The organism is Rhizobium sp. LjRoot254, assembly GCF_964254105.1.
GTDB lineage: Bacteria > Pseudomonadota > Alphaproteobacteria > Rhizobiales > Rhizobiaceae > Rhizobium_E.
In genome coordinates, this window is sequence record NZ_CAXUSM020000001.1 from 5,111,720 (window position 1) to 5,133,320 (window position 21,601).

Sequence of the window (21,601 nt, forward strand, 5' to 3'; positions counted from 1 at the left end):
CAGACATGGCTACCGAAATCCGCGTCCCCACACTCGGCGAATCCGTCAGCGAAGCCACGGTTGGCACCTGGTTCAAGAAGGTGGGGGATGCCGTCAAGGTCGACGAAATCCTCTGTGAGCTCGAAACCGACAAGGTGACGGTGGAAGTGCCGGCGCCCAAGGCGGGCACGCTCAGCGAGATCGTCGCCAATGCCGGCGATACGGTCGCTCCGGGCGGGTTGCTCGGCCAGATCGCCGAAGGTGCTGGTGCTGAGGCCGCTCCTGTCGCCAAGCCAGCCGAACCCGCGAAGGCGGAAGCCCCTGCCAAAGCTGAACCGGCTCCGGCTGCGACACCTGCCCCGGCACCAGCCAGTGCAATGCCCCCCGCGCCGTCCGCAGCCAAGATGATGGCCGATACCGGCGTCGCGCAATCCGATGTCGAAGGCTCCGGCAAGCGCGGCCAGATCCTCAAGGAAGATGTGCTTGCGGCTATCGCCAAGGGTCCGATGGCGCCTGCCGCTGTTGTTGCGGCACCTGCCGCCGCCCGCGCTGCTTCGCCGGCTAACGATCAGGCGCGCGAGGAACGCGTGAAGATGACGCGCCTGCGCCAGACGATCGCCCGGCGCCTCAAGGATGCGCAGAACTCGGCCGCCATGCTGACGACCTATAACGAGGTCGATATGTCCGCCGTGATGGAGATGCGCAACAAGTACAAGGAGCTGTTCGAGAAGAAGCACGGCGTCAAGCTCGGCTTCATGGGCTTCTTCACCAAGGCGGTGACGCACGCGCTGAAGGAAATTCCCTCGGTCAATGCCGAGATCGACGGCACCGACATCATCTTCAAGAACTATGCCCATATCGGCGTCGCCGTCGGCACCGACAAGGGCCTTGTCGTGCCCGTCGTGCGCGATGCAGACCAGATGTCGATCGCCGAAATCGAGAAGGATATCGGCCGCCTCGGCAAGCTCGCCCGCGATGGCGCGCTTTCGATGGCCGACATGCAGGGCGGCACCTTCACCATCTCGAATGGCGGTGTCTACGGTTCGCTGATGTCCTCGCCGATCCTCAATGCGCCGCAATCGGGCATTCTCGGCATGCACAAGATCCAGGAGCGCCCGGTCGTGGTCGCGGGCCAGATCGTGATCCGGCCGATGATGTATCTGGCGCTCAGCTACGATCACCGCATCGTCGATGGCAAGGAAGCGGTGACCTTCCTCGTCCGCGTCAAGGAAAGCCTGGAAGATCCCGAACGGCTGGTTCTGGATCTCTGAGATCCGATCGAGGGACACGCGATGGCGGCAGGCTTCTTGTCATTTCCCGTGCTTGCCGCACTCAGTGTGCTGCTGATGTTCCACGTCATCTTGCAGTCGAGTCTCGCCTATCGTGACGTTGGGCGCGAGTGGAATGCGGGTCCGAGGGATGCCACGCCTGCACCACTTGGCGAACTGGCCGGACGGGCAGCACGCGCTTCGGCAAATTTTCGCGAGACCTATCCGGGTTTCGTGGTTCTGGTCCTGGCGCTTGCGGCTGGCGGAGACAGCAGCGGCATCGGATTTGCCGGCACGCTGGTGTGGTTCGTCGCGCGGATCATCTATATCCCGCTCTATCTCGGCGGTGTGCCCTATATCCGTTCGTACGTCTGGTTGGTCGGCGCCAGCGGTCTGGCCATGATGTTATCAGGCGTGCTTTATTCGGCATATTCAACCTGACGGAGCCAAGATGCCGAACATCAAACTAGCGCTGGCTCTGGCACTGCTCCCCTCGCTCGCTTTCGCGGCCGAATGCAAGCAGGAACACGCCATCTATGCCGATCGCGACGGCGCCTATGAACTGACCTTCGAAGCCGTCGATTCCGAAGCCGCGTCGTCGTCCTATCGCTTCTCGATGGCCGTGAAGAATACCGACGTGAAGCTCGAAGGCTTCGTGATGGGCTCGGAGCCCGTCGATCGGCCGAACGGCATCCTGTTCCACAATTGCCCGGAGGGCGACGTCACGGGCGACGACCTCGCCAAATGCACGGTCTGGCAAGGCGTGATCTATGCCAGCGCCGAGGGCAAAATCGCGCTCCTGCCGCCGACCGGGTCGGTGGCTGCGGCGGAAATCCTGCTGCCGGGCTTCGGCCCGGCGCTCCGCGATTCCACCGCCTGGGGCGCCAAGATGGCGAGCGTTGTGCCGTGGGACGTATTGACCTTCAAGGGATGCAAGTCATGAGCGGCAAGGTTCTGCTGGTCACCGGCGGCAGCCGGGGCATTGGCGCCAGCATCTGCCAAAAGGCCGCCGCCGCCGGCTGGCAGGTGATGATCAATTACGTCAGCAATGCCAATGCGGCGCGCACGCTTGCCGACGAAATCCGCACGAATGGCGGCGCTGCTGAGATCGTCCGGGGCGATGCCGGGACGGAAGAGGGCATCGCCGCGATCTTTGCCGCCGTCGATGAAAAATTCGGACGGCTCGACGGCTTCGTCAACAATGCCGGCGTCGTCGATCATTATTCCGAGGTCGCGGATTATTCCTGGACCCGGCTCGAGCGGATGTTCGCGATCAACAGCATCGGCGCGATCTTTGCCGCCGGCGCTGCCGTCAAGCGCATGTCCACGGCACGCGGCGGCCAGGGCGGTGTCATCATCAACATCTCGTCCATGGCCGCCGTCATCGGCTCGCCGGGGCAATATGTCGATTACGCCGCTTCCAAAGGCGCGATCGACGCGTTCACCGTCGGGCTTTCGAAGGAAGTCGCCATGCAGGGCATCCGCGTCAACGGGATCCGGCCCGGCATCATCGACACCGACATCCATGCCTCCGGCGGCATTCCGGATCGTGCAAGCCAGCTCGCCCACCTGATACCCGTGCAGCGGCCCGGTCATCCCGACGAGATTGCCGACGCCGTGCTGTTTCTACTTTCCGAACAGGCCACCTATATTACCGGGGCCATCTTGAATGTGAGCGGCGGCCGCTGACCGCCATTAAGGGATCTGCCATGTCTTACGATGTTGTTGTTATCGGAACCGGCCCCGGCGGCTATGTGGCGGCGATCAAGGCGGCACAGCTTGGCTTGAAGGTCGCGGTCATCGACAAGCGCGCGACGCCGGGCGGCACATGCCTCAATATCGGCTGCATTCCCTCCAAGGCGCTGCTGCATGCCTCGGAGGTCTATGCCCATGCCAGCCATGGCATGGAGAGCCTCGGCGTCGAACTCTCGGGCGTGAAGCTGAACCTCGAAAAGATGCTGGCGCACAAGGATGCGACGGTGAAATCGAATGTCGAGGGCGTCGCCTTCCTGTTCAAGAAGAACAAGATCGAATGGTTTCAGGGCACGGGCAAAATCGTTGCGGCCGGCAAGGTTTCGGTGACGTCGGATAACGGCGAGGCCAAGGAACTCGAGACCAGGAACATCATCATCGCCACCGGTTCCGATGTCGCGGGCATTCCCGGCGTCTCGGTCGAGATCGACGAGAAGGTGATCATCTCGTCGACCGGTGCGCTGGTGCTGGATAAGGTGCCGGAAACGATGGTCGTTGTCGGCGGCGGTGTCATCGGGCTCGAACTCGGCTCGGTCTGGAAGCGGCTCGGCGCCAAGGTCACGGTCGTCGAATTTCTCGACCAGATCCTCGGCGGCATGGATGGCGAGGTTTCTAAGCAGTTTGCCCGCATGCTGACCAAGCAGGGCATGGAACTCAAGCTCGGCGCCAAGGTGACCAATGTCGAAAAGACCGGCAAGGGCGCCAAGGTGACATTTGAACCAGTGAAGGGCGGTGAGGCCCAGTCGATCGAGGCCGATGTCGTGCTGATCGCCACCGGTCGCAAGCCCTATACCGAAGGCCTCGGCCTCGATGCCGTGGGCGTAGCGCTCGATAACAGGGGCCGGGTGGAAATCGACGGCAGCTACCGTACCAATGTCGCGGGCATCTATGCGATCGGCGACGTGGTCAAGGGTCCGATGCTGGCCCACAAGGCCGAGGACGAGGGTGTTGCCGTGGCCGAAATCATCGCCGGCCAGCACGGCCATGTGAATTATGATGCCATACCCAGCGTCGTCTATACCCAGCCGGAAGTGGCAACGGTCGGCAAGACCGAGGAAGAACTCAAGAAGGCCGGCATCGCCTACAAAGTGGGAAAATTCCCCTTCACCGCCAATGGTCGCGCCCGCGCCATGGAGGCGACCGAGGGCTTCGTGAAAATCCTCGCCGACGCCACGACCGACCGCATGCTCGGCGCCCATATCGTCGGCTTCGGCGCCGGCGAGATGATCCACGAAGCAACGGTGCTGATGGAATTCGGCGGCTCGTCGGAAGATCTCGGCCGCACCACGCATGCGCATCCGACGATGTCGGAAGCCGTGAAGGAAGCCGCCTTGGCGACGTTCTTCAAGCCGATCCATTTGTAGCAATTGACAGAAGGGCCGGCGGCGGCCGGCCAATGCTTCTTCCCTTGGGAGAGAAGATGCCTCGTGGCTCTGCGCGGCGCAATTGAAAAAATCTGCGAATTGATCTGGGCGAAGGGAACGAATCGTGTTCAACTTCGTTCATCGATAAGCGGCCGTCATGACGATCGCGTCTCCCAGCAAGCGGCCGCGGGAGAGTACCATGCGGGCGAATGAAAACGACGTTTTTGACCTCTTTTCAAAAACTTACATAAGTGGTGCACAGGAAAAACTGAGTTTACAGGAATACCTCCTCGCGTGTCGCGATGACAAAAGCATGTATGCGACGGCGCAGGAGAGGATGGTCCAAGCCATCGGCGACCCTGAACTGATCGATACCAGTGCCGATGAACGTCTTGGGCGGATTTTTTCCAACCGTACCATCAAGGTCTACCCCACCTTCGCGGACTTCCATGGCATGGAAGATACGATTGAACGGATCGTGGGCTATTTCAGATATGCCGCACAGGGGCTCGAGGAACGCAAGCAAATCCTCTACCTGCTCGGCCCAGTGGGCGGCGGCAAGTCGTCTCTTGCCGAACGCCTCAAGAAATTGATGGAGCAATTGCCGATCTACACGCTGGCCATCGACGGCCACGTGAGTCCGGTGTTTGAATCACCGCTGGGCCTGTTCCACCCCGACCGGATGGCCGACCTTCTCGAAGACAAATACGGCATTGCGCGGCGAAGGCTCACCGGTTTGATCTCGCCCTGGGCTGCGAAGCGGCTGGACGAGATCGGCGGCGACATTTCGAAATTCAGCGTTGTGAAGCTCATGCCCTCGCGGCTCCGCCAGATCGCCATCGCCAAGACCGAGCCAGGCGACGAGAACAACCAGGACGTCTCGGCACTGGTCGGCAAGGTCGATATAAGGCAGCTCGAACACTTCAGCCAGGCCGATCCCGACGCCTATTCCTATAGCGGCGGTCTCAACAGGACCACGCAGGGACTTCTCGAATTCGTGGAAATGTTCAAGGCCCCGATCAAGGTCCTGCATCCGCTGCTGACCGCGACCCAGGAGGGCAGCTACAACGGCACGGAAAACTTCGGTGGATTCCCATACCAGGGCATCGTGCTTGCCCATTCCAACGAGTCGGAATGGCTGCAGTTCAAGCACAACAAGAACAACGAGGCCTTCCTCGACCGTATCCTGGTGGTCAAGGTTCCCTATTGCCTGCGTGTGACCGAGGAGCGGCTCATCTATGAGAAGCTGCTTCGCGAGAGCGAATTGTCGAAAAGCCCCTGCGCGCCTGAAGTGCTGGAAAATCTCAGTCGGTTCACTGTCGCGACGCGGCTTGCGCCGCATGAGAATTCGCCGACCTACACAAAGATGCGGGTCTACGACGGCGAGAACCTGAAGGACACGGACCCCAAGGCGAAGTCGTTGCAGGAATACCGTGATGCCGCCGGCGTCGATGAAGGCATGACAGGCGTCAGCACGCGGTTTGCCTTCAAGGTCCTGTCGGAAACCTTCAACTACGACACCAAGGAAGTCGCGGCTGATCCGGTGCATCTCATGTACATTCTCGAGCAGGCAATCCGGCGCGAGCAGTTTCCCAAGGAGATCGAGGCCTCCTATCTCGACTTCATCAAGTCCGAGCTTGCAGCCCGCTATGCCGAGTTCATCGGCCACGAGATCCAGAAGGCCTATCTCGAATCCTACAGCGAGTACGGCCAGAACCTCTTCGATCGCTACATTTCCTATGCGGATGCCTGGCTCGAAGACCAGGACTTCAAGGACACCGATACGGGTCAGATCCTCAATCGCGAAATTCTCGACAGCGAACTCTCGCAGATCGAGAAACCCGCCGGCATCGCCAACCCGAAGGACTTCCGCAACGAGGTGGTGAAGTTTACCTTGCGCGCTCGCGCCAGGAACAATGGACGCAACCCCGCCTGGACCAGTTATGAAAAGCTGAGGGAAGTGATCGAAAAACGCATGTTCGGCCAGGTCGAGGACCTTCTGCCGGTCATCAGCTTCGGCTCCAAGAAGGACAGTGCCACCGAGAAGCAGCACGCCCAGTTCGTCCAGCGCATGACGGAGCGTGGATATACGGTGCGACAGGTCCGGCGGCTCGTGGATTGGTACATGCGCGTCAACAAGGCCGGCTAACGCTGTGCAAGCGGAGGCAGGCAGATGCCGAATTTCATCGACCGTCGGCTCAACCCGAAGGACAAGAGCCTCAACAACCGGCAGCGGTTCCTCAAGCGCGTCCACGACGAGATCAAGCGTGCGATCCGCGAGCAGGTGAAGTCGGACAACATCATCGACGTGGACGCCGCTCACGGCGTACCGATGCCGAAACGGGGTGCCGACGAGCCGAGCTTCCGGCCGTCCGCGAATGCCGGCGACCGGCAATATGTGTTGCCCGGCAATCAGGACTACTCGCCGGGCGATAGAATCCCGAAACCCGAGGGCGGCGTTGGTGGAAGCGGTCACGGCAGGCCCGGCATGGGAGATGGCAGCGATGACGACTTCATCTTCATCCTGTCGCGCGATGAGGTGCTCGATCTTTTCTTCGAGGATCTTGAACTGCCCGATATGGTCAAGCTGAACCTGAAGGAGACCGTGACGTTCAAGCCGCGCCGCGTCGGCTTCACGACAGCGGGCACGCCGACCAACATCAATGTCGGGCGAACGATGCGCAACAGCTTCGGCCGGCGCGTTGCGTTGCGTCGTCCAAACGACAAGGAATTCCAGGCGATCGCCGAGCAGATCGCCGAACTCGAGAAGGAAGAGAAGCCTTCCGAGTCCCAACGCCGCAGCTTGCAGAGCCTGCGCGAGGAACTGGAGATGCTGGAACGACGCCGGCGGCGGATCGCCTATGTCGATCCCGTCGACGTCCGGTTCAATCGCTTCGAAAAGCAGCCTCTACCGAATGCGAACGCCGTGATGTTCTGCCTGATGGACGTGTCGGCCTCGATGGGCGAGCGCGAGAAGGATCTGGCCAAGCGGTTCTTCGTTCTGTTGCATCTCTTCCTCAAGCGCCGATACGAGCGGATCGACATCGTCTTCATCCGCCACACCGACGAGGCGCGGGAAGTGGACGAGCAGACCTTCTTCTATGACAGGCAGAGCGGCGGCACGGTCGTCTCTTCGGCGCTCGAGGAGATGCAACGCATTATCGCGGACCGCTACCCCTCGAATGTCTGGAACATCTACGCGGCGCAAGCCTCGGATGGCGACAATGCCAACGGCGACTCGGAACTCTGCGCCTATCTGCTTCGCGAACATCTCATGCGCCTCTGCCAGTATTATGCCTATGTCGAGATCATCGACGAGCGTGAAAGCGATATATTCGGGGCGACCGACAACGGAACGTCGCTCTGGCGTGCGTACCGGACGGTTCATGGCAAGATGCCGAATTTCCAGATGACGCGGATATCCAAGCCCGCCGACATCTATCCGGTGTTCCGGAAACTCTTTGCCCGGCATCAGCCAATAGAAATGCGCAAGTGAGAGGACGAGCGAATGGAGACACGCGGGGCTTCCGGCCTGCTGTTTGACGGTTCCGAGTGGAACTTCGAAACGCTTTCGCGCGCCTATGACGCCATCGAGACCATCGCGATCGATGAGATGGGGCTCGATGTCTATCCGAACCAGATCGAGATCATTTCCTCGGAGCAGATGCTGGACGCCTATTCTTCCGTCGGCATGCCGCTGATGTACCAGCACTGGTCGTTCGGCAAGCGCTTCGTGTTCGAGAGTCAGCTCTATCGCAAGGGCCGCCGGGGTCTCGCCTATGAACTCGTGATCAATTCCAGTCCCTGCATCACCTATTTGATGGAAGAAAACACCATGCCGATGCAGACATTGGTCATCGCGCATGCTGCCTTCGGCCACAACCATTTCTTCAAGAACAACTATTTGTTCCGCCAATGGACGGATGCCGGCGCGATCCTCGGCTACATGGACTTCGCGAAGAAATATATCGCCAAATGCGAGGAGCGTCATGGCGTCAATGCGGTGGAAGAAATCCTCGACTCGGCCCATGCGTTGATGGACCATGGTGTCTTCCACTACCGCCGTCCGCCTCGTCTCTCCTCGGAAAAGGTGCGGGAGCGGACGCGGGAACGTCTGGAATACGAGGAACAGAATTACAGCGATTTGTGGCGAACGCTGCCCTCGGGAGCCGGATCCGCCGACATCGAGGAGGCAGAGCGCGAAGCCTCGGAGCGAAAGGGCAAATTGAATCTCCCCGAGGAAAACCTGCTCTACTTCCTCGAGAAGAACAGCCTTATCCTCGAGCCCTGGCAGCGGGAAATACTCAGGATCGTGCGGGTCATCGCGCAATATTTCTATCCGCAGGCCCAGACCAAGGTGATGAACGAGGGCTGCGCGACTTTCGTCCATTACACGATCGTCAACAGGCTATTCGACCAGGGCAAGATCAGCGAGGGCGCGGTGCTGGAGCTTCTGGCGAGCCACGCCAATGTGGTCTTCCAGCCGGGTTTCGACGACCCGCGCTATTCGGGGATCAATCCCTACGCGCTGGGTTTCGCGATGATGCAGGACATCGAGCGCATCTGCACGACTCCGACGGCGGAGGACCGCGATTGGTTCCCCGACATAGCGGGCAACGGCGATTGGCGCGGCACGCTCATCGACGCCTGGGCCAACCATCGCGATGAATCCTTCATCCTGCAATATCTCAGCCCCGCCGTGATGCGCAAATTTCGCATGTTCCAGCTTTCCGACCGCGCCAACGACAGGTTCTGTGAAGTCAGGTCCATCCACAACGAGCGTGGCTATTCCGCCGTGCGCTCGGCGCTTGCCATGAACTACGACCTGGCAACGAACAAGCCCGACATACAGGTGGTTGACGTCGATCTGTTGGGGGATCGCCAGCTCCGATTGCGGCATACGGTGAAGGACGGCATGTTGCTTGAGGACAAGACCCGAGACGCCACCCTGGCGCATATTCGCCGGCTTTGGGGATACGATGTCAGCCTGACCGGCGTCGAAGCATCGGGCGACGTTCTTTACGAGCGCTCCACGGTCATTGCCGGTTGATCGTGCAACGCCGGCCGCGTTGCTGTGGTCCGGTGCCTATTTATAACTCAGGCGCTATCCGAACCGGAACCGCCCGGCAAGAATCGCGGATCATGAGACGCCCCGTGAGAACAACACGGCGCGGCGGCCGCTCGTTTCGATGTGCTATGCGATCAAGAATAAGCTGCGCCGCCTGTTCGCCGATCGCCTGGACAGGCTGTGCGATGGTGGTCAGGTTCGGCTGGAAGACATCCGCCCAGGGAAAATCGTCGAAGCTCGAGACGGAGACATCGTCGGGGCAGCGCAGTCCCAGGTCGCGGATGGCCTTCATCACGCCGATGACCATGAGATTGTTCGCGGAGAAGAGCGCTGTCGGGCGCTCGGGCTGCAAAAGCAACTCCATTGCTGCGGTATATGCGTCCCGCTCCCGGAAGTTTCCGATGCGGATCAACTCGTCGCGCACCGGCAAACCTGCTTTTTCGAGCGCGACCCTATAACCTGCCAGCCGACCTGTGCCGGTCGAGGTATCGAGCGAGCCGGAAATGTAACCGATACGGCGGTGGCCGAGGCCGATCATATATTCGATGGCGTCCTGCACCGCGCGTTGATTGTCGAGCACGACCTCATCGGCGTTGGTGCCGCTGCATATCCGGTCGATCAGCACGGTCGGGATGTCGGCGCGCGAGAGTATGCGTTCGAGAGCGTGATCGTCGCCAGCCGGCGCAATGATAAGGCCATCCACCATACGGTCGAGCAGAAGCGAAATCTGTTCGTCCTGCATGGCAGGATCCTCGTCGGTGCAGCAGAGCATAAGGGCATAGCCCGACCGGTGCAGCACATCCTGGATCACGGAAGTTACGTCGGTGAAGAACGGGTTGGTGATATCAGCAATGACGAGGCCGATCGTCCTGGTCGTGCCCATCTTCAGACTGCGCGCAATGGCGTTGCGCTTGTAGCCGATCGACCGGATTGCCTGTTCGATCCTGCCGCGCAATTCGCTGCTGACCGGCACCGTGCCATTGACGAAGGCGGAAACAGTGGCAACCGAGACGCCAGCCGTTGCCGCGACGTCGAGCATTGTCGGAGCCGTCTTCCTGCGTTTCGACAAAACTGGGTCCATTTTCAAAACGTTTAGAGTGCCAATAATCCAGCGATGTTAGGGCATTGCGGTCAATCCGGCAATAAGCGAGATTCATAATCCCCGGAATCGCTTGACAGGATCGAAACGTTTAGACTAGCTTTTCATCACTCTCGTGACCGCGAGACAAAGATGGAAGGGAGGCCGTCATTGTCATGCAGGAAGACTTGGATGATTTCCCCGGTAGCGCGTTCAGGCCCGACCTCCCTGGCGCTCCATTGCTGGCCGCCAGGAATATTTCAAAGAGATTTGGCGGCATCACGGCGTTGGAGAACGTTGGTTTTGATCTCCTGTCCGGCGAAATACATTCCCTGATGGGAGAGAATGGTGCGGGCAAGTCGACGCTGATGAAGATCCTCTCCGGCGTCTATCCGGACTATGAAGGGGCGATCGAGATCGCGGGCGGCGGCGTCCACTTCGCCAATGTTCGGGATGCGGAGGCTGCCGGCGTCGCGATTATCCATCAGGAACTCAATCTGGTTCCCGAACTGACGGTCGCCGAGAACATGTTCCTCGGCCGTGAGCCTTTGATCGCTGGACTATTCGTCGACCGCAGGAGCTGCGTTCGTGAGGCACGCAGGCTGCTTGCCCGCCTCGGTATCGAGCTCGACCCGGAAACGCGGATCAGTTCGCTTCGCATTGGTGAGCAACAGCTTGTCGAGATCGCCAAGGCGCTCTCCCTCGATGCCCGCATTCTGATCATGGACGAGCCGACCTCGGCGCTGTCGCCCGGGGAGTGCGAGCGGCTTTTTGCCATCATGCGACAACTCGCTGCGTCAGGTGTCGGCGTAATCTACATATCCCACCGCATCGACGAGGTGACGCAGTTGAGTGATCGGGTCACGGTATTCCGTGACGGTCGCCACGTCTGGACCAAGGCGATGGCCGAGATCGACGAGGATCGCATCATCGCGGCCATGGTGGGACGCAACCTCAATCGATCGGACAGCGCCCGGGGCGATGCAAGTGCCGGTCGTGCGCCAGTGCTTTCGGTCCGTGACCTTGGTTTGTCGATCTCGGATCGTCGAGGTTGGAAGCAGGTGCTGAAAGGTGTCACCTTCGACGTCTCGGCCGGTGAAGTGCTGGGGATCGGCGGATTGCTGGGCGCCGGGCGGACCGAAATCCTCCAGGCCATTACGGCTGCCAGGGAAGGACAGGTCGACGGCCAGATTCTTATCGAGGGCAAGCCGGTAAACGTGACCTCGCCGGTCGACGCGCGCCGTCTCGGTATCGGCTACGTCACCGAGGATCGCAAGGTGCAGGGGCTGCATCTCAACGACACGATCACCGACAATGTGGCTCTGCCGCTAGTGGGACGGCTCGCGCGTTTCGGCGTCCGCGATTTTGCGGGCGAAGAAGCGCTGGCGGCGAACGCCGTACGGACGCTCGGCATCAGGGCCTCGGGGACGGATCAAGTGGCCGGGACGCTCTCGGGAGGCAACCAGCAAAAGGTGGTGATCGGCAAATGCCTCGCCGCCAATCCGCGCATCCTGCTGCTCGACGAGCCGACGCGCGGCATCGATGTCGGCGCCAAGAGCGAGATCTACGAACTGATCTTCCGGCTGGCCGGCGAGGGCATGGCAATCGTCGTCGTCAGTTCGGAAATGCCCGAACTCCTGCATCTCGCCGACCGCATCCTGGTGATGTCGGAGGGACGGCAGACCGGGATCCTCGACCGGGCGTCGGCGAGCGAGGAGCGCATCATGCAGCTTGCCGCACCGCGCGCGCTGAGACGGCTGGAAAAGGTGACTGCATGACAATGATGAAACTCGTTTCCCGCACGAAACTCTATTGGGGACTGATCGCCATCTTCCTGATTGGCGTGACGTGGTCGCCGGTGACCTCGTCGGGGAAGAACATCTTCCTGTCCGGCGGCAATCTGCTCGACGTGCTCCGGCAGGTCTCGACCACCGGTCTGATCGCAACGGGAATGACGGCGGTGATCATCACGGGAGGCATCGATCTCTCCGTCGGTTCACTGATGGCGATCTGCAGCGTTGTCTGTGCCATGCTGCTGACGGTGCCGGGCGATACGCCGGCGTTTCTCATCGGGGTACCGGCCGTCCTGCTCGCGGCGCTGGTGATCGGCGCCGCCGTCACACGATTCATCTTCCTCAATATCGAGAAAAGTCGAACAGGCGTCGCGCATGGCCGCGATCTCACGCTCGATGCGGCGCGGGGTATGTATGTGCCGGTCTTCGTCGGACTGGTGCTCGGCGCGCTTCTGCTGTTCTTCCTGCTGCCGCAGAGCGACGGCAAGTTCGGCGTGCTCGGTGTGCTGCTGGTCGTGCCGGCCGTTGGGCTTCTGTTCGGCGCCATCAATGGCGTCATCATCGTGGTGGGGCGGCTACAACCATTCATCGTCACCTTGGCGATGATGGTCACGGCGCTCGGCATCGCTCGGCTGACGGCAGGGCAGAACAATGCGGTGCTGCCGGTCTATACAGGCTCCAACGCGACCGCGGATTTCGACATCCTGCGGTCGCTCGTCTTCGGCATCATCCCGATGCCGGGCATCTTCTTCATCATCGCGATCGTCATCTATGGCGTGGTTCTCAAATTCACGCCCTTCGGCCGCTTCGTCTATGCCATCGGCGGCAACGAGGAGGCGGCGCGGCTTTCGGGCATTGACAGCGGACGGGTCAAGATCATTACCTATGCGGTGTCCGGTCTGCTCGCGGGCATAGCCGCAGTCCTCTACGTCGCGCAGTATCGGCAAGGAAAACCCGATGCCGGCGCGGGGCTGGAACTTGACGCGATCGCTGCCGTGGTCATCGGCGGTACCAGCCTGATGGGTGGCCGCGGCAGCCTCGCCGGCACCTTCTGCGGCGTGCTGATCTTCGGCCTGCTGTCGAACATCCTGCAGTTGCACAACATCAATTCGAACCTTCAACTAGTGCTGAAGGGGCTCATCATCATCGGCACGGTGCTCGTTCAGGAGCGCAATGCACGCGATATTCTTGCGCGTTTTCGGCTCAGTATGCCCAAGCGCGCAAGATCGGAGGCGTCCCGGGAGGAGCGTCCGCCAAAAGAGACCATGTCTCTCAACACTGGAGAAAACGGAAATGAAACGTCGTGATATGCTCAAGCTCGCGGTCGTCACGGCCGCACTTTTCACCACCACATCGCTTGTCGCTTCTGGCGACGCGATGGCGCAGGACAAGAAATGGCGCATCGGGTTCTCCCAGGCGACCACGATCGAACCTTGGCGCGCCCAGTTCAACAAGGACATCATCGCCGAGGCGGCGAAACATCCGGAAGTCGAATTGATCGTTACCGATGGCGAAGACAAGACCGAGAAGCAGGTGGCGGATGTCGAGAACCTGATCCGCCAGGAAGTCGATGCAATCCTCATCTCGCCCAAGGAGTCCGCCGGCCTGACCGGTGTGGTACTGCAGGCGATCGACGCCAAGATCCCCGTTTTCGTGCTCGACCGCAACGTCGAGACGGACAAATACATCCAGTTCGTCGGCGGCGACAACAAGCTGATCGGGCGCGCTGCGGGCGAGTACGCGGTGGAATTGCTCGGTGGCAAGGGCAAGGCGACCGGCAACATCGTCGAAATCTGGGGCGGCATGGGCACGCAGCCGGCGCATGACCGGCATGACGGCTTCCATGAATTCACCGACAAGGAGCCGGGCATCAAGAACCTGCTGGACCAGCAATCGGGCGACTGGAAACAGGACCAGGCCTACAACATCATGGCGACCGCGCTACGCAACAACGAGAAGATCGACGTTGTCTACGGCCACAACGATCCGATGGCCTATGGCGCCTATCTTGCGGCCAAGGACGCGGGCCGGGAGAAGGAGATCAAGTTCATCGGCATCGACGCATTGCCGGGCGAGGGCGTGACCTGGGTGAAGAATGGCGAACTGACCGCCACCTTCCTCTATGCCACGCCGGGTGCCGAGGGCCTGATCCAGGCGATCAAATATCTCAACGGTGAGAAGGTCGAAAAGGCCGTCGTTCTGCCGACCATGAAGGTGACCGCCGAGAATGCCGCCCAGGTGCTCAAGGAAAAGGGCATGTAATTTCAGCATGATCCAATATGAGGGCCGGCGATTTGCGCCGGCCTTTTTTCGTTTGTGCGTAGATCGTCACGGGTGCACCGGGCGGGAATTGTTCTCCAAATCGATTTGCAAAACAATTTGCAAATCGATTTGGAATCTTTTAGCTTATTCTCATGATCACGATAGCCAAGGTTGCCAAGAGAGCTGGAGTATCGCCCACGACGGTGTCGCATGTGCTCAATCATGCCGACCGGGTGTCGCTTGACATGCGCCGGCGCGTGCAGGAGGCGATCGCCGAACTCGGCTACGTGCCGAACCCGCAGGCCCAGAGCCTGCGCACCGGCCGGACGAATCTCATTGCGATGCTGATCCCGGATATCCGCAACCCGTTCTATCCGGAACTGGTCAAGGCGGCGCAGTCCGATCTCGAAACGCATGGGCTCGATGTGTTGATCTTCAACACCGATGTGCCGGGCGGGCATGCGCAGGAACATGGGCGGCAGTATCTCAGGCAGATTCGCAATCGCCGTATAGACGGCCTGATCGTCGGCGACTTCGCGCTGCACGGCATGCACGATGCGCTGGTCGGCATCGACATGCCTGCTGTCTTCATCGGCGACCTGCCCAACCAGGCGGTCGACAATGTCAAGATCGACGATTTCGGCGGCGGCTACCAGATGGGCGCCTATCTTGCCCGCAAGGGTCATCGCCGGATCGCCCATGTGACGGGTCCGGCCTTCTTCGCCGAGGCCATGGCGCGGGCGGCCGGCTTCGAACAAGGTCTGCGCGACAACGGCGCCGAGCCCATCGCCGAACTGCGGCGCGAGGGCACCTATCTAGGTCCCTCCGGCAAGGAGGCCGTGGACTGGCTGCTGGCCGAATATGGCGGCGAATTGCCCTCGGTTGTCTTCTTCGGCAACTACCTGATGGCGGCGGCCGCGCTGGCCGAATTGTTCGATCGCGGCATTAACGTGCCGAGAGATATCGGTATCGCCGTGTTCGGCGACCAGCCCCAGCTCGAATATGTGCGGCCTCGCATTACCCGGGTCGGCAATACGCCCTCGCTGCTTGCCCATCGTGCGGCCGAAATGCTGCTCGAGAGGCTTTCCGGATCTTATGCCGGACCTCCGCGTTCGGAGGTCATTCCATGCATCCTGCATGAATATGACACGGCATGAGTGATCGCGCCGCCGGGAGAGGAGCCCTGCGGCAGTTTCAATACCAAGGGAGGAAGTCATGACTGAGAAGACCAAGAGCATTTCCCCATTGACCCGTCGCAGCGTGCTGAAGGGCGGGGCCGTCCTCGCCGGCGGTGCCGTCGGCGGACTGAGCGGGTTCCCCTATATCAACCGGCTCGCTGTGCGGGCTCAGGACGCGCCGCTGAAATTCTGGCAGTTCTATGCGCCGGGAGGCACCGTACCGAGCCAGGTCGAGTGGTTCACCAAGACGATCGCCGACTGGAACGACAGCCACGACCAGAAGGTCGAACTCGAATTCATTCCGAACTCCGAATATATCAGTGGTCCGAAACTGGCGACCGCCTTCGCCTCGGGCGAGGGGCCGGATATATTCGTCATCTCGCCGGGTGATTTCCTGCGCTATTACAATGGCGGCGTGCTCAAGGATCTGTCGCCCTTCATCGATGATGCCGCCAAGGCGGATTTCCCCGAAAGCGTGATCGCCAATCGCATGGTCGATGGCAAGATTTTCGGCGTGCCGATGGAAGTCGAGCCGATGGCCATGTACTATTCGGTGAAGGCTTTCGAGGATGCCGGGCTCAACGAGAACGATGTTCCCAAGACCTGGGAAGAACTGCTCGAAGTCGCCAAGAAGCTGACCACGCCCGAGCGCTTCGGCGTGATGTTCGAGACCCAGCCGGGCTACTACCAGAACTTCACCTGGTATCCCTTCCTGTGGCAGGGCGGCGGTGAATTCCAGACCAAGGACGGCAAGAGCGCGTTCGATTCGCCGGCGACCGTGCAGGCACTCAAACTGTGGCAGGATGCAGTCAAGTCCGGCGCCGCGCCGCGCTAGATCATGGGTGCGGGCGGGCACGATACGATCGCCAACCTCGCCTCCGGCTACGTCGCCATGCAGAATGTCGGCATCTGGGGCATTTCACAGCTGCAGAACAATGCCAAGGACTTCAAATACGGCGTGTTCCGCCTGCCGACCCCGGCCAACGGCAAGTATGTCACCGTCGGCGGCGGCTGGGCCTTCGTCGCCAATGCCAAGGGCCGGAATTCCGATGCCGCCGGCGAATTCTGCGCCTGGGCACTCGCCTCGATGGACAAGGGTTCGATCCAGCGCGTGGCCGACTGGTGCACCAAGGGCAAGTCGGACATGCCGCCGCGCAACAGCGCGCTGGCGGCCGGCGGCGAAGCCTTCTCCTCGGGCATGATCGGCAAGTTCGCAAAGGAAATCCATCCGGGCACGCGCGCCGAACCCCGCGTTCCCCCGGAAGTCTACAAGATCATCTCCGACGCGATCCAGACGACGCAGCTGGGTGATACCGATCCGCAGGCGGCGGCAACGGCGGCCTCGCAGCAACTTGATGCGTTCCTCGCCTCCTATAGCGGCGCCCCCATCCTCTAGGATGGATTGCCGGTCGCGCGCAGGGCAATAGCGCGACCGGCCAACTCTTTGGAATGAAGCGCATGACCTCACTCAGCGAAACCGTGACCGACGAAGCCGATGCCGAGCCCAAGGGGCTCTCGGCGAAGCACCAAGAGTGGATCGCAGGCTATCTCTTCGTGCTGCCTGATGCACTTGGCCTGCTCGTCTTCCTCGGTGTGCCGATGCTGCTGTGGCGCTGGTCTGGCAATTCATGGTGATCGACAAGGTCGGCGTCGTCAGCCGCATTACGCCGATGCTTGGCATTGGCGGGCTGTCATTTCTCGGCGACCCGAGCTTTGCGCTCATCACGGTCGTGGTGGTCAGCGTTTGGTTCCTGATGGGCTTCTACATGCTGATCTTCCTCGGTGGTCTGCAGGACATTCCGGCACAGTATTACGAGGCGGCAGTGATGGATGGCGCGGGCCCTGTCGCCCGATTCTGGTACATCACCCTGCCGCTGCTCAAGCCGACCAGCTTCTTCGTCATCATGGTCTCGATGGTGGCGGCGGTCGCCGGCGCGCAGGCTTTCGACATCATCTATGTGATGACCAAGGGCGGACCAGCCAATTCGACCGCGGTGCTGATCGTCTACATCTACCAGCAGGCGTTCAGCTTTGGCGCCTTCGGCTACGCCGCAGCCATGTCGTCCATCCTGGTTGTCGCGCTGATGGTCGTGACGGCAGTCTTTTTCAAGGTCACCCGAGGAGGGCGGTTCGAACATGACGAATGATCGCCCGCAGGTCTATTTCGCCCGTTCCCAGGTGACGCTTGTGCGGGGACTCTGGATGCTGATCAGCGCGGTGCTGGCGCTGATGACGCTGTTTCCTTTGCTCTGGATGGTGTCGATCGCCTTCAAGCCGGCGGCGGAGAGTTTTTCGTCGAACCTCATCCCCACATCGCCGACCTTCGACAACTTCATCTATGTGCTGACGGGCGTGCCCTTCGTGCGTTACATGCTCAACAGTTTCTTCGTCTCGGCAACGGTGACCATCGTCGCGCTTTTCTTCCACACGATGGCGGGCTATGCGCTGGCGCGGCTGAGATTCCCCGGCCGCGAGGTGATCTTCCTCGCGATCTTCTCGACCTTCCTGGTCTCGCTGCCTGTTGTCATCGTGCCGCTGTTCATCATCGTGCGGGCGATGGGCATGCTCAATTCCTATGCCGGCCTGATCGTGCCGTCGATCTTCAACGCCTTCGGCATCTTCCTGCTCCGGCAATATTATCTGTCGCTGCCCAAGGAGATCGAGGAAGCGGCGCGCATGGACGGCGCCGGCTACTGGCGGATCTACTGGAGCATTGTCCTGCCGCTCAGCCGCCCGATCATGTCGGCCTTGGCGATCCTGTTCTTCCTCGCCAACTGGAATTCTTTTCTTTGGCCGCTGACCATCACATCCGATTCCAATCTCTGGGTCGTGCAGGTCGGCATCGCCAACTTCAAGAGCCAGTATGCGGCCTCCTGGAACTACATGATGGCGGCCTCGACGATCGTCGCCATTCCCACCCTTGTTCTTTTCTTGATTTTCCAGCGGCAGATCATGGATTCGCTGAAAACCAGCGGCCTGAAATAGCCAGACGCGTTCGATAACAGGAGACTTTCATGACCAATCTTGGCCTCTCGCCCCTTCGCGGCCTCGCCAAGCTTCGCCAGGCGAAGACAAGGCGGTTTTCGAGCTACGATCGCACCGGCGGGAATGACGACCGCTTCCATATCGAGCCGGGCAGGACCGAGGTGATCGCCGAACACTCGGGCGCCGGCATCGTCACCCACATCTGGGCAACGCTCGCCTGCGACAGCGAGGATTTTCTCCGCAAGATCGTGCTGCGCGCCTATTGGGACGGCGAGACCGAGCCCAGCATCGAGGCGCCGATCGGCGATTTTTTCGGCATGGGACATGGCCGCACGGCGAACTATGCGAGCCTGCCGATGCAGGCGAGCCCGGAGGACGGCAAGGCGTTCAACTGCTACTTCCCGATGCCGTTCGGCTCGCATATGCGCATGACCGTGACCAACGAGGCGGAGCACGACCTGCTCTTTTACTATTATGTCGATCTCGAACTGCACGAGGCGCTGGAAGAGGATATGGGCCGCTTCCACGCCCAGTACCGGCAATCGCGGCCTGAGGGTCAGAGTGAGGCGGGTCTCACCAACGAGCAGCATCTCTTCGGCGGCGAGAATGTCGACGGAAGTGAGAACTACACAATCCTCGAAGCCGAGGGTCACGGCCATTATGTCGGCGTGCTCTACAGCGTCTATTCGCGCAGGCGCTCCGAAGAGTGGGACTGGTACGGCGAAGGCGACGACATGATCTTCATCGACCACGAGCCGGGACTGGAGGTGCCGGATACGGTGCGCAAACCCGATCCCCGCATCGGGCCGAAGGCGGCGCTCGTCGAGCCGCGTGGAGAGTCATCGCCCGGCGCCAACGATGCCTGGCCGCCGACGTTGCATGGCACGGGCACCGAGGACTATTTCAATACCGCCTGGTGCCCGACCCAGAATTACAGCGCGCCCTATCACGGCATCATCGCCGCCGGCGGGCCGAACTGGACGGAGCCTGTGACGCTCTACCGCTGGCATATCGAGGATCCCGCGATCTTCCAGAAGCAGATCCGGGTGACGATCGAGCACGGCCATGCCAACCGGCGTTCGGATGATGTGTCATCGGTAGCCTTCTGGTACCAGGCCGAGCCGCACAAGCCGTTCGGGGCGCTCCCCGATGTCGCCGACCGCATTCCAACCTACCGGCGGCCGTTTCGCAACATGGACGCGGCGGTCAGAAAGGCGCGGGGTTGAGCTTTCCAAGGCGGAATTATGGAACCGCATTCAAATCCGGCAGTTGAGACGAACGAGGAACCGAGCATCGCTCTGAGTGCTGGCGCCATCATCGATGGTGTCGTCGTCGTCTTGGGAGGAGTGTCAAGATGGCAGATCTGCCGGGTAGAGCCGAAAGCTGTTGGGTCGCGAACGCGCCCACTACCCATTATCCAGCGCTGGACGGCCGTCAAAAGACCGATACCGTGATCGTTGGCGCGGGCATCGTGGGACTGACCGCCGCGCTCAAACTGTGCGAACTGGGGCGTCGGGTTGTCGTGCTCGAGGGGCTTCGCGTCGGCGGGCAGGTAACCGGGCGCTCCACCGCCAAGATTACCACGCAGCACGCGCTGATCTATCGGCATCTGATCGAGAAGAGGGGGTTTAGAGCGGCGCAGGATTATGCCGACGCCAACCGCGCCGGCGCCTGGTTGATCGGAACGTGGGCTTCGCACTACGGGATCGCATGCGACCTCGAATCCAAGGATGCCTATGCATATGCCGACCGGGCGGAGCGGCGCCATGACGTGGAAGCCGAGGCGGAAGCGGCTCGCATGGTCGGGCTGGAGGCAGAGGTATTGAACCATGCACCGCTGCCGTTCCATACCGGTCCGACGCTTCGCTTCAGGGCGCAGGCTCAATTCAATCCCGCGCGCTATCTGGTCGGGTTGGCGGCGGCGGTGACCGTTTGCGGTGGTCGAATCTTCGAGGCAAGCCGGGCGAGCGAATTCGAGGAAGCGGAACGATGGCGTGTGCTGACGGAGGGCGGCAGCGTCGATGCCGAGAATGTTGTCGTTGCCACCAACATGACCGTGAAATCGCCTGTGGGGATGGCCAAGCGCACCCAGCCCCGGTGTCATACCGTGATGGCTTTCCGTATCGATGACCCCGCCTTGATTGACGGCATGTTCATCGGCATCGACGAGCCGACGCATTCCCTCAGGCTCGGACGCGATCGTGATGGGCCGCTGCTGATCGTGCTGGGGCCGAAGTTCAATACGGGTCAGGATGGCGACGTGGCGCGCCGATTCGTCGATCTGGAGCGCTGGACGAAAGCGCGATTTCACGTAGGAGAGGCAGCCTGGCGCTGGTGCAACGAAGACTACGACACGCCCGATAAAGTGCCCTATGCCGGCGCCGCCGACCCCGAAAAAGCGCCCGGCTTCTACATCGCCACGGGTTTCAACGGTTGGGGCATCAGCAATGGCACCGCCGTCGGCATGATGATCGCCGACCGGATCGCCGACAGGCCGAGCCATTGGACGGATCTCTATGATCCGTCGCGGCCGTATCCCGAGGACTTCCACGTGGACGGCGACAGCCAGTCCGTGGTCGAGAGCGTCGAGAAGATTCCGCCTGGTGGCGGAGGTGTGATCATAAGGGACGAAGAGAAAATCGCGGCCTGGAGAGACGAGGCCGGCCGGCTTCACACCGTGTCCGCAAGCTGTACCCACAAGGGCTGCACCGTCACCTGGAACAATGCCGACAGGACCTGGGACTGTCCGTGCCACGGTTCGGTCTTTGCGGCGGACGGTTCGGTCATTCACGGGCCGGCACGCAAGGCTTTGTCGCCGGCGCGGTTGGAGAGTGATCTGAGCTAGAGGGCTGCCGGCAGTCCCTGCATCGATAG

At 61.1% G+C, this 21,601-nt stretch carries 18 protein-coding genes and 1 pseudogene; 18 read left to right on the top strand and 1 reads right to left on the bottom strand.

The genetic code is table 11. The features are described from left to right. Positions 1-5 precede the first annotated feature (5 nt). From odhB to ACSQ26_RS25240, 8 genes are all read left to right on the top strand, one after another. Positions 6-1,250, top strand: a complete 1,245-nt coding sequence (odhB, locus tag ACSQ26_RS25205) for a 2-oxoglutarate dehydrogenase complex dihydrolipoyllysine-residue succinyltransferase (RefSeq protein WP_436013813.1) — start codon at positions 6-8, stop codon at positions 1,248-1,250. Positions 1,251-1,271: 21 nt separating this feature from the next. Beyond that, positions 1,272-1,688, top strand: a complete 417-nt coding sequence (locus tag ACSQ26_RS25210; RefSeq protein ID WP_436013815.1) for an MAPEG family protein — start codon at positions 1,272-1,274, stop codon at positions 1,686-1,688. 10 nt (positions 1,689-1,698) lie between these two features. Beyond that, positions 1,699-2,190 (top strand): hypothetical protein, encoded by a 492-nt coding sequence (locus ACSQ26_RS25215; protein WP_436013817.1) that lies wholly within the window; start codon positions 1,699-1,701, stop codon positions 2,188-2,190. Further along, positions 2,178-2,936 (top strand): SDR family oxidoreductase, encoded by a 759-nt coding sequence (locus ACSQ26_RS25220; protein WP_436013819.1) that lies wholly within the window; start codon positions 2,178-2,180, stop codon positions 2,934-2,936. The genes ACSQ26_RS25215 and ACSQ26_RS25220 overlap by 13 nt, the downstream gene beginning before the upstream one ends. A 20-nt stretch (positions 2,937-2,956) precedes the next feature. Further along, entirely contained in the window at positions 2,957-4,363 is a 1,407-nt protein-coding gene (gene lpdA, locus ACSQ26_RS25225) for a dihydrolipoyl dehydrogenase (protein ID WP_436013821.1), read from the top strand. A 199-nt stretch (positions 4,364-4,562) separates the two neighbouring features. Beyond that, positions 4,563-6,512 carry a PrkA family serine protein kinase gene (locus tag ACSQ26_RS25230; protein ID WP_436013823.1) on the top strand — a complete coding sequence of 650 codons (1,950 nt, stop codon included), beginning with the start codon at positions 4,563-4,565 and terminating at the stop codon, positions 6,510-6,512. A 24-nt stretch (positions 6,513-6,536) separates the two neighbouring features. Further along, the gene (locus ACSQ26_RS25235) at positions 6,537-7,859 is read left to right on the top strand and encodes a YeaH/YhbH family protein (protein ID WP_436013825.1); all 1,323 of its coding nucleotides are present in this window, start codon (positions 6,537-6,539) and stop codon (positions 7,857-7,859) included. Between the two features lie 12 nt (positions 7,860-7,871). Then, entirely contained in the window at positions 7,872-9,413 is a 1,542-nt protein-coding gene (locus ACSQ26_RS25240) for a SpoVR family protein (RefSeq protein WP_436013827.1), read from the top strand. 40 nt (positions 9,414-9,453) lie between these two features. Here the strand turns inward: ACSQ26_RS25240 and ACSQ26_RS25245 are convergent, their stop codons facing one another. Continuing rightward, positions 9,454-10,470, bottom strand: coding sequence for a LacI family DNA-binding transcriptional regulator (locus ACSQ26_RS25245; protein ID WP_436013829.1), 1,017 nt, complete (start codon positions 10,468-10,470; stop codon positions 9,454-9,456). Between the two features lie 215 nt (positions 10,471-10,685). Between ACSQ26_RS25245 and ACSQ26_RS25250 the strand changes: the two genes are divergently transcribed. The 10 genes and pseudogenes from ACSQ26_RS25250 (at position 10,686) to ACSQ26_RS25295 (ending at position 21,572) form a co-directional block, all read left to right on the top strand. Beyond that, the gene (locus ACSQ26_RS25250) at positions 10,686-12,287 is read left to right on the top strand and encodes a sugar ABC transporter ATP-binding protein (protein WP_436013831.1); all 1,602 of its coding nucleotides are present in this window, start codon (positions 10,686-10,688) and stop codon (positions 12,285-12,287) included. Beyond that, positions 12,284-13,609, top strand: a complete 1,326-nt coding sequence (locus ACSQ26_RS25255; protein WP_436013833.1) for an ABC transporter permease — start codon at positions 12,284-12,286, stop codon at positions 13,607-13,609. Before ACSQ26_RS25250 ends, ACSQ26_RS25255 begins: the two co-directional genes overlap by 4 nt. Further along, the gene (locus ACSQ26_RS25260) at positions 13,596-14,564 is read left to right on the top strand and encodes a substrate-binding domain-containing protein (RefSeq protein WP_436013835.1); all 969 of its coding nucleotides are present in this window, start codon (positions 13,596-13,598) and stop codon (positions 14,562-14,564) included. The genes ACSQ26_RS25255 and ACSQ26_RS25260 overlap by 14 nt, the downstream gene beginning before the upstream one ends. 152 nt (positions 14,565-14,716) lie before the next feature. Continuing rightward, positions 14,717-15,721 carry a LacI family DNA-binding transcriptional regulator gene (locus ACSQ26_RS25265; protein WP_436013837.1) on the top strand — a complete coding sequence of 335 codons (1,005 nt, stop codon included), beginning with the start codon at positions 14,717-14,719 and terminating at the stop codon, positions 15,719-15,721. A 58-nt stretch (positions 15,722-15,779) separates the two neighbouring features. After that, positions 15,780-17,138 (top strand): annotated as a pseudogene (locus tag ACSQ26_RS25270) (ABC transporter substrate-binding protein). A 62-nt stretch (positions 17,139-17,200) separates the two neighbouring features. Continuing rightward, complete coding sequence (locus ACSQ26_RS25275) at positions 17,201-17,377, top strand: hypothetical protein (protein WP_436013839.1); 177 nt, start codon at positions 17,201-17,203, stop codon at positions 17,375-17,377. After that, the gene (locus ACSQ26_RS25280) at positions 17,371-17,889 is read left to right on the top strand and encodes a carbohydrate ABC transporter permease (RefSeq protein ID WP_436013841.1); all 519 of its coding nucleotides are present in this window, start codon (positions 17,371-17,373) and stop codon (positions 17,887-17,889) included. Before ACSQ26_RS25275 ends, ACSQ26_RS25280 begins: the two co-directional genes overlap by 7 nt. Next, positions 17,879-18,727 carry a carbohydrate ABC transporter permease gene (locus ACSQ26_RS25285; protein ID WP_436013843.1) on the top strand — a complete coding sequence of 283 codons (849 nt, stop codon included), beginning with the start codon at positions 17,879-17,881 and terminating at the stop codon, positions 18,725-18,727. The genes ACSQ26_RS25280 and ACSQ26_RS25285 overlap by 11 nt, the downstream gene beginning before the upstream one ends. A gap of 29 nt (positions 18,728-18,756) precedes the next feature. Beyond that, positions 18,757-19,953, top strand: coding sequence for a glycoside hydrolase family 172 protein (locus tag ACSQ26_RS25290; RefSeq protein ID WP_436013845.1), 1,197 nt, complete (start codon positions 18,757-18,759; stop codon positions 19,951-19,953). A 128-nt stretch (positions 19,954-20,081) separates the two neighbouring features. Continuing rightward, a complete protein-coding gene (locus tag ACSQ26_RS25295; RefSeq protein WP_436013847.1) occupies positions 20,082-21,572 on the top strand; it encodes an FAD-dependent oxidoreductase in 1,491 nt (496 codons plus the stop codon). Positions 21,573-21,601 lie beyond the last annotated feature (29 nt).

Excerpts from the sequence above, each read along its gene's own strand:
- ACSQ26_RS25275 (WP_436013839.1), top strand. The coding sequence starts at position 17,201 with ATGACCTCACTCAGCGAAACCGTGACCGACGAAGCCGATGCCGAGCCC.
- ACSQ26_RS25280 (WP_436013841.1), top strand. The coding sequence starts at position 17,371 with ATGGTGATCGACAAGGTCGGCGTCGTCAGCCGCATTACGCCGATGCTT.
- ACSQ26_RS25210 (WP_436013815.1), top strand. The coding sequence starts at position 1,272 with ATGGCGGCAGGCTTCTTGTCATTTCCCGTGCTTGCCGCACTCAGTGTG.
- ACSQ26_RS25260 (WP_436013835.1), top strand. The coding sequence starts at position 13,596 with ATGAAACGTCGTGATATGCTCAAGCTCGCGGTCGTCACGGCCGCACTT.
- ACSQ26_RS25215 (WP_436013817.1), top strand. The coding sequence starts at position 1,699 with ATGCCGAACATCAAACTAGCGCTGGCTCTGGCACTGCTCCCCTCGCTC.
- ACSQ26_RS25235 (WP_436013825.1), top strand. The coding sequence starts at position 6,537 with ATGCCGAATTTCATCGACCGTCGGCTCAACCCGAAGGACAAGAGCCTC.
- lpdA (WP_436013821.1), top strand. The coding sequence starts at position 2,957 with ATGTCTTACGATGTTGTTGTTATCGGAACCGGCCCCGGCGGCTATGTG.
- ACSQ26_RS25255 (WP_436013833.1), top strand. The coding sequence starts at position 12,284 with ATGACAATGATGAAACTCGTTTCCCGCACGAAACTCTATTGGGGACTG.
- ACSQ26_RS25290 (WP_436013845.1), top strand. The coding sequence starts at position 18,757 with ATGACCAATCTTGGCCTCTCGCCCCTTCGCGGCCTCGCCAAGCTTCGC.
- ACSQ26_RS25245 (WP_436013829.1), bottom strand. The coding sequence starts at position 10,470 with ATGCTCGACGTCGCGGCAACGGCTGGCGTCTCGGTTGCCACTGTTTCC.
- ACSQ26_RS25240 (WP_436013827.1), top strand. The coding sequence starts at position 7,872 with ATGGAGACACGCGGGGCTTCCGGCCTGCTGTTTGACGGTTCCGAGTGG.
- ACSQ26_RS25250 (WP_436013831.1), top strand. The coding sequence starts at position 10,686 with ATGCAGGAAGACTTGGATGATTTCCCCGGTAGCGCGTTCAGGCCCGAC.
- ACSQ26_RS25285 (WP_436013843.1), top strand. The coding sequence starts at position 17,879 with ATGACGAATGATCGCCCGCAGGTCTATTTCGCCCGTTCCCAGGTGACG.
- ACSQ26_RS25295 (WP_436013847.1), top strand. The coding sequence starts at position 20,082 with ATGGCAGATCTGCCGGGTAGAGCCGAAAGCTGTTGGGTCGCGAACGCG.
- odhB (WP_436013813.1), top strand. The coding sequence starts at position 6 with ATGGCTACCGAAATCCGCGTCCCCACACTCGGCGAATCCGTCAGCGAA.
- ACSQ26_RS25220 (WP_436013819.1), top strand. The coding sequence starts at position 2,178 with ATGCAAGTCATGAGCGGCAAGGTTCTGCTGGTCACCGGCGGCAGCCGG.
- ACSQ26_RS25265 (WP_436013837.1), top strand. The coding sequence starts at position 14,717 with ATGATCACGATAGCCAAGGTTGCCAAGAGAGCTGGAGTATCGCCCACG.
- ACSQ26_RS25230 (WP_436013823.1), top strand. The coding sequence starts at position 4,563 with ATGCGGGCGAATGAAAACGACGTTTTTGACCTCTTTTCAAAAACTTAC.